This window comes from Nocardia jejuensis NBRC 103114, from assembly GCF_001613145.1.
In the GTDB taxonomy this organism is placed as follows: domain Bacteria; phylum Actinomycetota; class Actinomycetes; order Mycobacteriales; family Mycobacteriaceae; genus Nocardia; species Nocardia jejuensis.
The window spans coordinates 1-14,598 of sequence record NZ_BDBU01000005.1 but is presented as its reverse complement, the minus strand read 5'-3'; the positions used below and the strand labels follow the sequence as shown (position 1 = coordinate 14,598).

Genomic DNA, 14,598 nt, shown 5'->3' with positions numbered 1-14,598 from the left:
TAACAACCCGTGGGTGATGTGCGTTCGATGGAGGTCAGACGTTCGAGGTCAACGCTTTTCGCGCTGTCGGCAGGTGCGGTGGTGGCCATGATTTTGCTTTTCGCGACGGTCGACCCCTGGTCTGACCTGCTCACCGGGGGCCTCGATGCCCACGTGTACCGCGACGGAGCGGAGCGGGCGTTGCACGGGGTACCGCTCTATCAGGATCCGACCTTCTTCGGGTTGCTGTACACGTACACACCGTTTTCCGCGCTCGCGTTCATTCCGGTCGCCCTGCTGCCGTGGTCGTGGTTGACCAACGGCGCACTGCTGCTGAACATCAGCGTGCTCTACGCCTGCATCCTGCTGTCCTGGAAGATGATCGGCTACCGCATCACTCCGCGACTCCTGGGACTCAGTGCCCTGCTGGCGATTACGTCCCTGTTTCTGGAGCCGGTGCGGACCACCATGTTCTTCGGGCAGATCAATCTGGTGCTGATGCTGCTGGTGATGTGGGATTTCTCCCGCCCCGAGGGCAGCCGGACGCGGGGCGTCGGCGTCGGATTGGCGGCGGGGATCAAACTCGTTCCCGGCTACTTCATCGTGCAGTATCTCGTGCTGCGCCAATGGCGTTCGGCATTCGTCGCCGCGATGGTGTTGCTCGCGACGGTCGTGCTGGCCTGGATCGTGCTGCCGGACGATTCGCGCGAGTACTGGCTGTCCACGTTCTTCCACTCCGATCGCATCGCGCTCGACACCAATCCGGCCAATCAGTCGGTGCGCGGCATGCTCGCCCACCTCAGCGGCGGCCGAGCGCCGCTGTGGCTGTGGATGGTCTTGGCGGGCATGGTCGCCGGGGCGAGCATGGTGATCACGTCGGCGCTGGAGCGCTGTGGCGAGCGGCTGCTGGCGGTAACCCTGGCCGGAATGACGGCGTGCGCGGTGTCTCCGTTCGCCTGGGGGCACCACTGGGTCTGGTATGTCCCGCTGCTGGTGTACCTGGTGCACCGCGCCCAGTCCGACCGCCGCTGGTGGCTCGCGGCGGCCGCGCTGTTCGTCTCGACCGGAGCCTGGGCCTACCAGTGGAGCGAAAACTACCTCTCCATAGGACTTTTCCTGCTCCCGAAGCCCTGGCACACCGAGCCGATCCTGGAGAACTCCCACGTCATCGTCTACCTCGTGGCCCTGATCTACGGAGCGGTCGTCGCACGGCAACCCGTGCTCGCCCGCCGCGGATCCGCGCTCGGCGCGATGAAGATCTGCCGCGGACCGGCCTAGAGCTCAGGAGCAGCAGGGCGTGGCGGGGCCCTGCCTGCAGAAGCAGGAGGAGTGGATGGGGATGTCCGCCACCGCGGCGGCGAGCTCGAGCTGCTGCCCGACGATCTGCGCCGCTTCGGATTTGCCGAGGCGGGTGAGGGATTCGTGATAGCCGTGCAGACTCCACACATTGCCCGGGTGCTGCGACGCGCGCGGCAGCGTGTGGTCCAGACCCAGATCCGCGCGGTAGACGGCCTCGGCCTCGGCGAGGTGTCCCTGCTCGAGCAGAAGCGCGCCGTAGGCGTGGCGAGTCGGCTGCATCCAGCCCCACGGTTCGTCGTAGGGGAGATTGTCGTCCAGCTCGATGGAGTGCCGCAGCGCCTCGAAAGCCCGGTCGTAGTCACCACGTCGATAGCGCAGTTCGCCCTCCAGCATGGCGGCGGCGATGGCCAGGATGTCGCGGCAGGTGTTGTTGAACAGGGTTCGCGATTCGGGAACGCGTGCGACGGCGGCGGTGAACCGACGCTGTTCCGCGAGAGCCTGTTCGATGCGGTCGGTGGCCGAGTACGCGACGCCCTTGGCGTAGTGCAGCATCGCGGTGGTGACGCAGTAGAGGTCCGGATCCTTCGGCGGCGTCAGGTCGATGAGCTCCTGCCACTTTCCGAATCGGATGTACGCGTGCACCCGCATGGACACGAAGCCCTCGAGCCAATCGGCCATGGGCGGTGACTGCACCCGTAGCAGCGCTTCGGGAATGGAGTCCTCCAGTTGCGCAACGGTTTCCAGCGCAGTGGCGCACTGGCCGAGGAACATCGCGCCGTAGATCTTGAAGTGATAGTTGTGGGCGCGATAGAGCGTGTAGAAATTGAGCTCGCCCTCGCGCAGCACGAACTTGCGGTCCGCGATGATGGCGGCCGAATTCGCCGCCACCACACCGCGATAGTCCCCGCACAGCACATCCAGATGCGAGGGCATGTGTTCGAGGTGACCGGCATCGGGCACCAGGCCGCGCAGCCGATCCGCCACGACCAGAGCGGCTTCCGGCGTCGCGGACATCTCCATCAGGTGGATGTAGAGGTGCAGCACACCGGGGTGTGTGCGGCTCTCGTGCGTTCTCAGCGCTCGCTCCAGAATCGCCTCGGCCTCGACGGTGTGCGCGTCGGCGGACGGTTCACCGGTGTGCTGATCCCACAGCGACCACGGGGCGAGGTTCATCAGCGCATCGGCGGCGAGCGTCGCGACATCCAGATCGTCCGGAAACTGCTGGTACACAGTGCACATCGCGCTCGCGTACGCCTGATTCCAGTGCGAGACATCGGCTTCGGGCTCGCGCCGCGGATACCGGGCGGTGAGCGCCTCGATCAGGGCGCGCTCGACCGGTGACGCCGACTCGGCCAGTGCGAGCGCCTGCCGCACCGCCTCGTGGGCGCCCAGCACGGTGCTCGCCAATTCCGTCTCGTCGAAGAATTCCCACGGCTTGTTGTAGTTCGGTCCCAGGGCGTACGCCACACCCCAGTGCGCCATGGCGAGTTCCGGGTCCGCGGCCGCCGCGCGGCGGAAACAGCGCACGGCCTCTTCGTGATTGAAGGCGTAGGTCCAGATCAATCCCCGGTCGAACCATAGCTGCGCGGCGGGCGACGCGGTCGTGACGGGCCTGGTGTACGTGCCGAGATCGTAGTAATCGGCGGTCATTCGACGATCGTGCCATCAGCGGGGGCCGATCGCGGCGGGTTCGCCGCACTCGAACCGGTTCCGCCGGAATCGCCGGGGTGCATGAGCGATGAACAACGGCGATACGGGGTCGCGTCGCGGGTCCGAATCCGGTATTCCATAGATGTGAAGGTTCGACTACCGCTGCGAACGCGCGGTTCCACGCCTTCCAGGGGGCGGTGAATCGTGATCTGTCCGCATTGCGACCAGAACCTGCTACGTCGTGAGCGCACCGGGCGGACGTGCTCGAAATGTCGGCGAGAGTTCGCGCTCGAACCGAAAGAGAGCCCACACGGCCTGCACGACCTGCGGATACACCGACTGGTCGAACGCCTCGGGGACGGCCGGGGGTTGCGGTACACGCTCGCTCAGCTCTGGTACGCCTCTGGCCGCCGCAAACTCTCCGACGGCATGGGGTCCTATCGCGCGGCCCGAATCGGCGCCTCGATCACGATCGTCCTGTTCTCCTTCGTTCTCATGGTCGGCGGGGCGGTGTCGCCCGGGCCGGGCGTCGCGGTCGCCGTCGTGCTGCTGGTGCTGGTCAATGTGGGGCTCATGGCCGCGCGGCCGTGGTTCGAGGCTCGATCGCGGATCCGGATGCCGGCGCCGTACGAGGTGTTCCGTCGCGAACTGCTCGATCGCTGGCCGGGGATCTACGGCGGACTGCCGTCCGGCGCGGTGGACGGCACCGTGGCCCGCTCGTTCCACGGTGCACCGCAATTCGCCGTGCTCTGCTCGGACCCCGGGGTGATCGCCTGCCTCGAGGCGAACAACTCACCGGTCATCTGGGCGATGATGGCGACGAATCGGACCGGTGCGCTGCCGCCGGACATTCCGGTGTTCGTGTTGCACGATGCCAGTCTCGCCGGAATCGCCTTCGCCGCGAAGGCGCGATCGGTGCTCGGCAAGCGCGCGGTCACGGTGGGTCTGCTGCCGCGCGTCGTGCTCGCCAACGCGTCGATCCTGCGATTGCGTGAGCCGCGACCGGCAGCACAGGAGCTGGATTTCCTGCGGCGAGAAGCGCTGTCGCAGGAAGAGATCGACTGGCTCGCCGCCGGTTGGTGGTCGCCGATCGCGGCGGTACCGCCCGCGAAACTCGTCGCGGCGCTGAACCGGGCGCTCGGCCGCCTCCCGAAGGCCGACGATCCGGACCAGCAGGCGGCCCGCCAGGTAGGTTTTCTGACATGGCCGACCGAGTGAGGCGCCGCATGCTGGATCGGTTGCTGCGCATCGCCGCCGACCGCGCGGGCGCGCCGAGCGGTATCCGTTTCACCGAACGCCAGCTCTACTACGAACTCTGCCGCACGGTATCGCCGCTGCACCGCATGCCGTCGAGGCTCCCGGGCACGCTGCCCGCGCCGGTGAGCTATCCGGCTTTCGAAGCCGCGCTGCGCCGTTGCGGTGAGCTGCCGGGCCTGCTCACCCTCACCCCACCCCGAATTCGTCCGGCCGGTCGGCACACCCCCGAACCCGATCTGTTCGATTACGGCCTGCCGCGCCTGCTCGTCTGCGAATCGGAGGCCGTCGCACAGATGCTGCGCGCCAACGGTTTACCCATGGAATCGGCCTGCCCGGTCCTGAGCGCGTCCGAACTCCCACTCGATCCGGGCATCACGCGCATGCTCACCCGAACCGGAAGATCGGCCGTGTACCTGCTGCACGACGCGAGCACCGAGGGACTGACCTTCCCCGCCCGCCTGCGCGAACTCACCGACATCCCGCCGGGAATCCGAGTGGTGCCGCTCGGCCTGCGCCCGCGCCAAGTCCGCGCTCTGCACCTGACTCATCAGCGCTCCGTAGCGCCGACAGCTACTGCTGCACAACATATCTCGCCGGAGCGAACGCTCGAACACGGAATTGTCGAAGGGGGCCGGGTGGATTCGAGCGAGGCCGTATGGCTGCACAGGGGGCGGGTCGTGGAGTTGGAGGCGGTGCGCCCGGCCGCGCTGTTGCGGACGGTGCATCGGCTGGTGCGGGAGGTGCCGCCGACCCGATCGGCGGTGGCCGAGTTGCGACGCGTACGCACAGCGGGTTTCCTCACCTGGCCCGCCGCATGAGGGGGACACCGGCGCCGCAGCGGCACGTGAACTACGGCGACGAACTGCTCGCCGACGGCACGGTGCACAGGCGATACTCCGATGGTCGGCAGGAATGGCGCACACGCGGCGGTGACGGCCTGGTGCACTGGCGTGACGAGCGCGGATACACCGGCGTCGACGAGCCGCTCGGCCGCCACATCGTCAAGCGGGTATACCGCAACGGGCGCACCGTATACGGCCGCGAAGGCGGCTTCGGGCGCACCCTGTGGAGCGACGGTGTGCTCACGGTGAATCGGTCCTCGTTCGGTGGCCGCATCGGCGGCATTCTCGCCGCGATCGCCGGGGGCGCGCTGCTCGGCGGCCTGATCTCGCCGCCGGAATTCCTGACCCACGCGCAGGAGGAGGAGCTGCGCACCCAGGCGATGAGCCAGTCCTCCTCCGGCAGTGGCGGTTCCTCCGACTACGGCGGGTGGGACGGCGACGGCGGGGACGACGACGGCGATTTCGGCTGAGGGGCAACAGATGTCGCGCTGGTGTGCGTTCCTGACCCCGGATGCCCCGGAGGCTCACCTCCGGTCGGTGGGTGGCCGACCGATGGCGGTCACGGCGGACTGTGCCCTCGGCGTGGTCGACGGTCCCGGCATCGCAGCGCTTTTCGAGACCGACGACCGGATCGCCGCGGTCGGCGAAGTCACGCTGTTCAACGCCGATCTGCTGCGGGCGCGGCTCGGTGGGGACGCGCCGGAGAGGGGATGCCCGGACGGGGAGCTGCTGCTGTGCAGTTACGCCCGGTTCGGACCGGCGGGTATCGCCGCGGCCGACGGCATGTTCGCGCTGGCCATCGCGGACGGACCGGACTTGGTGCTGATTCGCGATCACGTCGGCACCCGCACGCTGTTCCACACGCGCGCCGGAAACACCTGGGCGGCATCGACATCGCTGCGCGCCCTGCGGAGATGGCCCGCATTGCGGACCGGATTGCATCTGCCCGCCGTGCGCTCCTTCCTCACCTTCGCCTACCTCCCGGGCCGGGAGACGCTGTTGCGCGGCATTCACGAGGTGCTGCCCGGGCGGATCGTCCGGCTGCGCGCCGACGGCACCATGACGGAGGAAACCTATTGGGAGCCCGCGGAAATCGATGATCCGCGCTCGGAGGCCGAGCATGTTCTCGAACTGCGCGCGCTGCTGGAGGATGCCGTGAGCCGGCGGCTGCCGAGCGGCGGACCGGCCGGGGTGCTGCTGTCCGGCGGTGTCGACAGCAGTCTGGTCACCGCACTGGCGGCGAAGCGCCACGATCACCCCGTCCGTTCCTACTCCATCGGTTTCGGCGGGACCACGCCGAACGAGCTGGCCTACTCCGGACTCGTCGCCGCCCACTGCGGTACCGAGCACCGGGTGCTCACGGTGCCGGGTGAGACCGTCGCGGCGCGGCTCGCGGAGACGGTCGCACTACTGGACTGCCCGGTGGGTGACCCGCTCACGGTGCCGAATCTCCTTCTCGCCGAAGCCGTCCGGGCCGACGGCATAGACGTCGTCCTCAACGGTGAGGGTGGCGATCCGGTGTTCGGCGGCCCCAAGAATCTGCCGATGCTCATCTTCGAACTGACCCGCGACGATCCGGATCCGCGGGCCCGGGCCGCGGCCTACATCGACAGCTATCGCAAGTGTCACGGCGATCTGCCGATGCTGCTCACCCCCGCGACACTCGCCGAGCTCGCCGGTGCGGACCCGGTGACCGATCTGGTCGCGCCGTACCTGCGCCAGGGGCAGATGACCAGCCTGCTCAATCAACTGCTGCACACGAACCTGCGCACCAAGGGTGCTCACCACATACTCACCAAGGTCGAACGTCTCACCGCCGCAACCGGACTCGAAGGGCGATCGCCGCTGTTCGACCGCGCCGTCATCGACCATTCCTTCCGCATCCCGCCCCGCCACAAACTCTCGGGCGTCGACGAGAAGTGGATTCTCAAGCAGGCGGTGCGCGACCTGCTTCCCTCGACGATCGTCGATCGGCCCAAGAGCGGCATGCGAGTTCCGGTGCAGCAGTGGCTCTCCGGCCCGCTGCGCGAGCTCGGCCACGACCTGCTGCTCGGCGAATCCGCCCGGGCGCGAGGGCTGTTCCGCGAGGACACGATCCGCGCCTGGCTGCGCGGTGACGGCGCACTGCTGCCCCGGCAGGGCGGCAAGCTGTGGCTGGTGCTGTCGCTGGAGTTGTGGCTGCGCTCCTTCGGAGTGGCACCGTGAGACCGTCCGATCCGCCAGTAGCGCAGACGTTCCCGTAGCGCTGTATCGAGGAGCCCGCACCGAATGTCCGACCTACGCATCAAGATCAGTGCCGACGACGAGAACGAGGTGCACGATCTGGCGACCTTCCAGGACGCGAACCGGAACGTCGTCACCCCGGTGGCCCGGTTTCCCCCGGAGGTCGCGCTGATCATCGTGCAGACCTTCGCCCGAATCGTGCGGACCGCGAAGGCGAGTCGAGTCGCCACCACCCCGGACGCCGAGGGCATGGTGCGCGCCCAGACCTTCGAGGAGGGTGACGTCTACATGATCGAAACCCCCTTCGAGGGCTTCCACGCAGACCGCTACATCATGGACTTCTACGATGCGCGCGAACGCGGTATCTGCTCCCGCATGCACCTGCACACCGGCCTCCGGTTCGTTCGCATGATGACCGGACCCGGCACCCACATCCGGGTCGGCAGCCTGTCCCCGTTCGCGGTGACCGCCGTGCCCGGCATAACCCCTTTCGCGCCGAAGCAATTCACCGACGACCTGCCCGACACGCCGCCGGGCGTGCAGCGCACCAGATACAACCTGATCGTGCCGCCCTGCTCCTTCGTCGACATGCAGATTCCGCGCGGGGTGAGCCACCAGTTCAATGCCATCGGCCCGCACGCGGTCATCGATTCGGTGCACCCCGAGGAGTCGATCGAAGTTTTCCGGGAGCAGATGTCCGACTTCAAGATGATGGCCCAGACCGTTTTCCTGGCCGAGGATCTCCCGCCCGCGTCCTCGTGCGTGACCTTGCCCGACTGATGTCGAGGCGGCTGGGCTTCTCGCACAGGCGATCTCGAAGTCACCGCGGCCCGGAGCCCGGCGGCGGACTGCCAGGCCGGGCGTCGGAGGGGGTCTCCGGATGCGAGGCCTCGATCACCCCGGGGATCCGATCCTGCACGACGTAGCTCGCCCGGGTCCGAATGGGTGCTCCACGCTGCCGGATATAGGGCACGACCCGGAAGTCGCTGCGCAACAACTGCTGATCGAGTTCGACGCGGACGTACCCGCGCTGGCCGTTGAAGAATTTCAGGTCCGGATTGGCGGCGAGCAGAGCGCGGCCGGTGTCGGTCATATCGGAGCCGTCCCCGCCGGAAGTGATCGAGGTGCCGGTGAATTCGGTTGCCACGACGGGGGAGTCGGGCCGGGAGTAGTCACGGCGCAGATCGGCGGCGTAATTGTGATGCCGGTCGCCGGTGATCACCACCAGGTTCCGCACGCCCCGATCCGCCGCGCCGCCCAGCACGAGATCGCGGTCGGCGACGTACCCGTCCCAGGCGTCACCACTCAGGTCGACACCCGGGCCCGGGTCGTAGTCCGAGCGCGCCATGGCGACCTGATTGCCGATGATCTGCCACCGGGCGGGCGAGGAGGAGAAGCCGTCCAGCAGCCAATTCCGCTGCCGCGCACCCAGAATCGTCCGATCGGCCGAATCGCGATCGCAGCCGCCGCCGAGAATACCGTCTTCGCAGGCCGGTTCGTTGCGGTACTGCCGGGTGTCGATCATGGTGATCTCACCGAGGTCGCCGTACGCGTAGCGGCGATGCAGCGTGATGTGCGATCCGGACGGCAATTGCGTCAGTCGCAGCGGCTGATGTTCATACATGGCCTGGAACGCGGCCGCGCGGCGCCGGCGGAACAGCGCCGGAACGCGGTAGATGTCGATGCCGGCGCCGGGATGATCACCGGCCCAGTTGTTGTCGACCTCGTGATCGTCCATGGTGATCAGCCACGGGAACGCGGCATGGGCCGCGCGCAAAGGACTTTCGCTCTTGGCCTGGGCGTAGCGCAGTCGGTAGCCCGCCAGATCGGTGACTTCGTCACGATAGGCGGGGTCCAGCGGTGATTCGAGTCGTCCCCACTGCCAGCCGCGCTCGTAGATGTAATCGCCCAGATGCACCACGAGATCCAGGTCCTCGGCGCTCATGTGGTCGTAGGCGGTGAAGTACCCCGACGGGAACGACTGGCAGGAGGCGAACGCGAAACGCATTCGCGCGGTGGGTCTTCCGGGCTCGGGCGTGGTCCGGGTGCGTCCGGTCGGCGAGATCGCCGATCCGGCGCGGAAGCGATAGAAATACCAGCGATCGGGTTCCAGCCCGCTGATCTCCGGATGCACGCTGTGCCCCAGCTCCCGGGTCGCGACGGCGCTGCCGCGCGCCACCACCTGCCGGAACCGTTCGTCGTGCGCGACCTCGTAGTCCACCGAGACCGGATCCCACATCATCCCGCCGCGTCCGTCCGGTGCGAGGGGATCGGGTGCGAGCCGGGTCCAGAGCACCACGCCGTCGGAGGTGGGATCCCCCGAGGCGACGCCCAGCGTGAACGGATCATCGCCCAGCCTGCGTGGTGCGGCGAACCGCGCGCTGCTCACCGCGGCCGTCCCCACCAGCACGGCGGCCGACCCCGCACCGCCGAACCGCAGCAACTGCCGCCGAGAAAACTCCATATGCCAGCGTACGTGTGAGGGCCTCGCCGCTCGGAGACCTCGGCGTCGCGCACCGGGGCGGCGCGGGCACGCGTGATGTCGGATCGCCGCATTGCCTCGCCGGGATGCGCGTGCCAGCCTGGTTCGAGGGCAGTGGCTCGCCGGTACGCACGATCGGTGCGGGGACGAGCGAATACTCGAGGAGGAATCGTGAGGCACCGGCCAGGGCTCGACGGCGTGGCGGCACTGGTGGTCACTGTCGAGTTCACCGATGACGGACATCGGGCGCTCGGTGTCGAATGGTCCATGGATGCCGAAACGGCTGCGCACCGGCGGCTGGAGTGCGCGCGAATCTTCCTGGCCGGCACGCGAACCGGAGTGCGGCGGATGTACCTGGACATCGTGGACGGGCGGCCCTCGGTCGCGCTGCGCCTGCCCGAGACCGTGATCGCGGGGGAGTACACGATCGAAGTCGACGCGTACGGCAGCTCGAGCTGGGGCGACGGGCGGCTCGAGGCACATGGGCGCAGCGATCCGTTCACGATCGCCGGGGAAGCGGGAATCGGCCGCTGACCGGCAGACGAAAAAGGGCCCGGCGACATGCCGGGCCCTTTCGTGCGTTCGGGCCGAGGTTCCGGCCCGCCTGCTCAGTCCTTGGCCAGAACCGGTGAGTACGCCTCGAACTCGGCGTCGAGATCCTCGTGCGCGGGCGCGGTGGATCGTGCGGGCAGCAGAACCGCCATCACGATCACGATCAGCGACAGCCCGGCCGAGACCGCGAACGCCAACTTCATACCGTCCAGGTGTGCGGTGAGCGGTTCGGTGCCGTCCTTGATCAGCGAGGTGCTGCGCGAGGACATCACCGTCACCACCAGCGCGGTGCCGAACGCGGCCGCCACCTGCTGCAGCGTGCCCAGCATCGAGCTGCCGTGCGAGTACAGCTGCGGCGGCAGCGCGCCCAGCCCCAGCGTGAAGACCGGGGTGAACGTCGCGGCCAGCGACACCATCAGCAGCACGTGCAGGGCGATCAGCGCGATGTACGGCATGGACATCGAGATCTGGGTGAACCCGGCCAGTGCGGCGGTGATGCCGAGCGCACCCGGAATCACCAGCACCCGGCCGCCGAAGCGGTCGAACAGTTTGCCGACCGTCGGGCCGAGCAGGCCCATCGCCAGACCGCCGGGCATGACCAGCAGACCGGTCTGCAGCGGGCTCAGGTGGCGCAGGTTCTGCAGGTACAGCGGCAGCAGGATCATCGACCCCATCATCGCCAGGAACGCGACCGACATCAGGACCAGCGCCTTGGCGTACGCACCGGCCAGCAGCACGCGCAGATCCAGCAGCGGAGTCCCGTTGCGCTGCAGTCGAATCTGGCGGAACACGAACAGGCCGATCAGCAGCACGCCGACCGCGACGATCAGCGCGGGTGTGGCGATCGAGTCGATCTCGAAGTGGCTCAGGCCGTAGACCAGGCTGCCGAAACCGAAGCCGGCCAGCACTACGCTGAGCCAGTCGATGGCGCCGGACTGCGGTTCGCCGACGTTCTCCAGCTGACGCAGACCCAGCCAGGTGACGACACCGGCGATCGGCAGCACCAGCACGAACAGCCAGCGCCACGAACCGATCTGGAGCACCAGACCCGAGATGACCGGGCCCATGGCGGGCGCGACCGAGATGGCGAGCGTGACATTGCCCATCACCTTGCCGCGATCGCTCTCCGGGACCACCGTCATCAGCGTGGTCATCAGCAGCGGCATCATCACCGCGGTGCCGCCGGCCTGGATGACGCGGCCCGCGAGCAGCACCGCGAAGGTCGGCGCGATGGCCGACACCGCGGTGCCCGCGAGGAAGACGCCCATCGCGACCGAGTACGCGCGGCGGGTGCTGACCCGCTGCAGGAACCAGCCGGTGACCGGAATGATCGCGGCCATGGTGAGCATGAACGCGGTGGACACCCACTGCGCGGAGCGCTCGGTGACGTCCAGATCGGTCATCAGACGCGGGATCGCGTTGATCATGATGGTCTCGTTGAGAATCACCACGAAGGTCGCGAGCACCAACAGGCGGATGACTGTCGGGGTCCGCTGCCCCGTGGGACTGTCGGATCTAACGGCGGACATCGGGGTACCTCCGGGGCAATTCGTGGGCTGTCGGGCGGTTCGCGAGCTGTCGAGCAGCCCAGGTGTCGTAAGTCGTGGACCGTGGCCGGGACGGCGTTCTTTATCCGGGTGCTACACCAGACAGGACGGAAACCGTTCGCTCAACTCATCGGTCGCGCGTCAGTATTCCGGTCGACGGTGACAGGAATCATCCAGTTTTCTGCCTCGAACATCGCCCCTCGGCGGCCGAAGCGGGTCCTCACCAGGTGATTTCACTCCGGTCGTGCCGCGATGGTGAGCCTCGTCACTGTTGTCCGGATCGGGCGGCGAACCAGCCTGTCCCGCATGCCCGTTCAGGCAGACCCCCACGTCGGATGCGGATATGCTGCACGGCGAGATCCGTCGCGCCCGTTCGAGGCTGCGTGGATCGTCGTGGGGACGCGGCCGAGTCGGCCGCACAACGGAAAGGCCGAAAATCGATATGCGTGGCGTGGCTGTGCGACAGGCGCAGGAGCGCCGACACAGATCTCGGGGTGGGCGCTTCAGGCGCGGCGTGATCGGCGCCGTCGTTGTCGCATTGCTGCCGTTCGGGGCGTCGGTGGCAGTGGCCGATGGACCTTCCGGCGGGTACGACCCGTCCGGCTTCGATTTCTTCGTCGACTCCAGCATGGGATCGATCAAGTCGCGGGTCTTCCGCGCCGCGGACGGTAATACCGACCGCGTGGTGTACCTGCTCGACGGCGAGCGCGCGCTGAGCACGCTCAACGGCTGGGAATTGCACACCGCCATTCCGGCGGCGCTGACCAAGTTCAATATCAATGTGGTGATGCCGGTCGGCGGCATGTCCAGCTTCTATGCCGACTGGAACGAGCCGAGCAGCTTCGCCGGCTACAACCCCGATGCGAACGGTCTGCCCGGTGCGGACTCCGGTTCGGCGATCGCCGGGTTCGACGAGACCATCGGCAAGACCAACACGTACCAGTGGGAAACGTTCCTCACCCAGACCCTGCGGGACGCGCTGCGTGATCGGTTGGGCTTCAGCACCAGCCGCAACGGCGTGTTCGGGCTGTCCATGGGCGGCAGTGCGGCGCTGATGCTGGCCGCGTACCACGCCGACCAGTTCACCTACGCCGGTTCGCTCTCCGGCTACCTCTACACCTCGGCCCCCGGTATGCGCGAGGCGCTGCGCCTGGCCATGCTCGCCGCGGGCGGCTACAACATCGACTCGATGGCGGCGGCCGGCAGCGAGAAGTGGGCGCGGATGGATCCCTACGGATTCATTCCGCAGTTGATCGCCAACCACACCCGGCTGTACATCGCCGCGGGCAGTGCCGTCCCGGCGCAGCAGGACCTGTCCAACACCGATGCCATCACCCTCGGCATGCCGCTGGAGGGCATCGCGCTCGCGAATACCCGCGCCTTCCAGTCCAAGCTGGACGGTCAGAACTACGACAACGTCACCTACGACTACCCCAGCATCGGCGTGCACAACTGGGGCAATTGGGAACAGGTCGCCAACCGCCTGATGCCCGACCTCGCCCAGCACATCGGCACACCCCTGCCCGCCGGTCAGGCCCCCGCGGGCCCGCCCCCGGGTGCGGGCGGCCCTCCGGGCGACGGCCAGGCCCCCGCGGCCGGCCAGGCCCCTCCTCCGCAGAACTGAGGTCTCCACCGAAGCCGTTGTCACACTGAACATCCAGTGCGCCGACACCTGAAAGCTCCGCCCCTGCCCGGACTTCCGGACAGGGGCGGAGCCGCGTTCCGGCTCGGCTCCCACGACCACGTGGCGTGAGAGAGCCGCACCCGGGAAGGCCGGAGCGGGGCAGGCAGCACTCGGTTGCGGATACAGGCCTTGTTGCGGCGCATGCGATCAGCGGTGGCCGCGCCACGAAGGCTCCGACCGGGTGCGCCGGGCCGACGCGGCGGCAACCGCCGCCTAGCGGGTCTTGATCGGGGTGTCGTTCCGCCAGCCCCAACGGTTTTCGACCTCGACGGTGAGGGTGGCGGCGGGCGCTTCGGTGACGGGGGTGAGGCGCTGGAGTTCGCCCCAGTCGCGGGTCCAGTCGTTGTCCAGGTAGGCGGGGACGGTGTGGGGCTGGGTCAGCAGATCGATCCAGCCGAGCGGGCCGCCGCCGGTGTCGCCCTGCCAGGTGTGCGCCACCTGGGCATTGAGCTTGTCGGGTTCGATTCGCCAGGTGGGGAGTTCGGCTACGCCGTCGTGGTGGTCGAAGGGACGCTGGCAGGGGAAGGCAAGGCCCACATGGAAATCCGTGAGGACGGGGTCGGTGTTGCCCACCACGGTGTTGAGCGTCTCGAGCCGGGGGAGACGGGGCGGGGTGAGGGCCAGCCACTGCTTGCCGGTCGGGTCGTCGGCCCTCGCCACCAATCGAATCGCGTTGGTCTCGGCGGGCATTCGATCGAGGGCGATCGGCAGGTCGCGCCACATCGGTGCGCCGCCGACATTCGGCGGGGTCATATCGCCGAGGGGCTGGACGGTGCCGTCGTCCGCGCGGTGCGCGAATTCGACGCGCAACGGCGGGGCCACGGCCGCATCGCCGTCGTCCTCGGCCGGTGCGGTCTTGCCCGCCACGGTCAGCACCAGCACCCGGTACGCGGAATCCTGCTGCGCGGCAGCCAGATCCAAGCGATACCACTGCGTGGTAAGGCCGGCGGGCTGCCGCTGTCCGGTCGCGTAGCTGCCCAGGATCGGCGTGCGCGCCGCATCCAGGCCGAACGGCAGCGCCACGGTGCTCCCGTTGATGCCCTTGACCGAGCCCGCGTCGCCGGGGGCACTGCCGCTCGGTGC

The 14,598-nt window shown here is 68.2% G+C and carries 12 protein-coding genes; 8 read left to right on the top strand and 4 right to left on the bottom strand.

Going from position 1 to position 14,598, the window contains the following annotated elements; translation table 11 throughout:
* Positions 1-87 precede the first annotated feature (87 nt).
* Positions 88-1,257, top strand: a complete 1,170-nt coding sequence (locus tag NJ1_RS03535; RefSeq protein WP_084477751.1) for a glycosyltransferase 87 family protein — start codon at positions 88-90, stop codon at positions 1,255-1,257.
* A 3-nt stretch (positions 1,258-1,260) separates the two neighbouring features.
* Here NJ1_RS03535 and NJ1_RS03530 read toward each other — a convergent pair whose 3' ends face one another.
* Positions 1,261-2,928 carry a tetratricopeptide repeat protein gene (locus NJ1_RS03530; protein WP_067687446.1) on the bottom strand — a complete coding sequence of 556 codons (1,668 nt, stop codon included), beginning with the start codon at positions 2,926-2,928 and terminating at the stop codon, positions 1,261-1,263.
* A gap of 369 nt (positions 2,929-3,297) precedes the next feature.
* Here NJ1_RS03530 and NJ1_RS03525 point away from each other — a divergent pair, with 369 nt between their 5' ends.
* The 5 genes from NJ1_RS03525 to NJ1_RS03505 all read left to right on the top strand — a co-directional run bounded on the left by NJ1_RS03525 (position 3,298) and on the right by NJ1_RS03505 (position 8,030).
* Positions 3,298-4,146, top strand: coding sequence for a hypothetical protein (locus NJ1_RS03525; RefSeq protein WP_067687444.1), 849 nt, complete (start codon positions 3,298-3,300; stop codon positions 4,144-4,146).
* A complete protein-coding gene (locus tag NJ1_RS03520; RefSeq protein ID WP_067687442.1) occupies positions 4,131-5,003 on the top strand; it encodes a hypothetical protein in 873 nt (290 codons plus the stop codon). Before NJ1_RS03525 ends, NJ1_RS03520 begins: the two co-directional genes overlap by 16 nt.
* On the top strand, positions 5,000-5,497 hold the full coding sequence (locus NJ1_RS03515; RefSeq protein WP_067687440.1) for a hypothetical protein: 498 nt from the start codon (positions 5,000-5,002) through the stop codon (positions 5,495-5,497). Before NJ1_RS03520 ends, NJ1_RS03515 begins: the two co-directional genes overlap by 4 nt.
* Positions 5,498-5,579: 82 nt before the next feature.
* Positions 5,580-7,232, top strand: a complete 1,653-nt coding sequence (locus tag NJ1_RS03510; protein ID WP_245717193.1) for an asparagine synthetase B family protein — start codon at positions 5,580-5,582, stop codon at positions 7,230-7,232.
* Positions 7,233-7,295: 63 nt separating this feature from the next.
* Positions 7,296-8,030 carry a hypothetical protein gene (locus NJ1_RS03505; protein ID WP_067687436.1) on the top strand — a complete coding sequence of 245 codons (735 nt, stop codon included), beginning with the start codon at positions 7,296-7,298 and terminating at the stop codon, positions 8,028-8,030.
* Positions 8,031-8,070: 40 nt separating this feature from the next.
* Here the strand turns inward: NJ1_RS03505 and NJ1_RS03500 are convergent, their stop codons facing one another.
* Positions 8,071-9,714, bottom strand: a complete 1,644-nt coding sequence (locus tag NJ1_RS03500; RefSeq protein ID WP_067687434.1) for an alkaline phosphatase D family protein — start codon at positions 9,712-9,714, stop codon at positions 8,071-8,073.
* 189 nt (positions 9,715-9,903) lie between these two features.
* Between NJ1_RS03500 and NJ1_RS03495 the strand changes: the two genes are divergently transcribed.
* On the top strand, positions 9,904-10,266 hold the full coding sequence (locus NJ1_RS03495; RefSeq protein WP_157573721.1) for a hypothetical protein: 363 nt from the start codon (positions 9,904-9,906) through the stop codon (positions 10,264-10,266).
* A 74-nt stretch (positions 10,267-10,340) separates the two neighbouring features.
* Here the strand turns inward: NJ1_RS03495 and NJ1_RS03490 are convergent, their stop codons facing one another.
* Positions 10,341-11,813: an MDR family MFS transporter gene (locus tag NJ1_RS03490; RefSeq protein ID WP_067687431.1), complete on the bottom strand. Its 1,473-nt coding sequence runs from the start codon at positions 11,811-11,813 to the stop codon at positions 10,341-10,343.
* 532 nt (positions 11,814-12,345) lie between these two features.
* Between NJ1_RS03490 and NJ1_RS03485 the strand changes: the two genes are divergently transcribed.
* A complete protein-coding gene (locus tag NJ1_RS03485; RefSeq protein WP_067687429.1) occupies positions 12,346-13,455 on the top strand; it encodes an alpha/beta hydrolase in 1,110 nt (369 codons plus the stop codon).
* A gap of 273 nt (positions 13,456-13,728) precedes the next feature.
* Here NJ1_RS03485 and NJ1_RS03480 read toward each other — a convergent pair.
* A partial coding sequence (locus tag NJ1_RS03480) for an arabinosyltransferase C-terminal domain-containing protein (RefSeq protein ID WP_174557039.1) occupies positions 13,729-14,598 on the bottom strand: 870 nt, incomplete at its 5' end.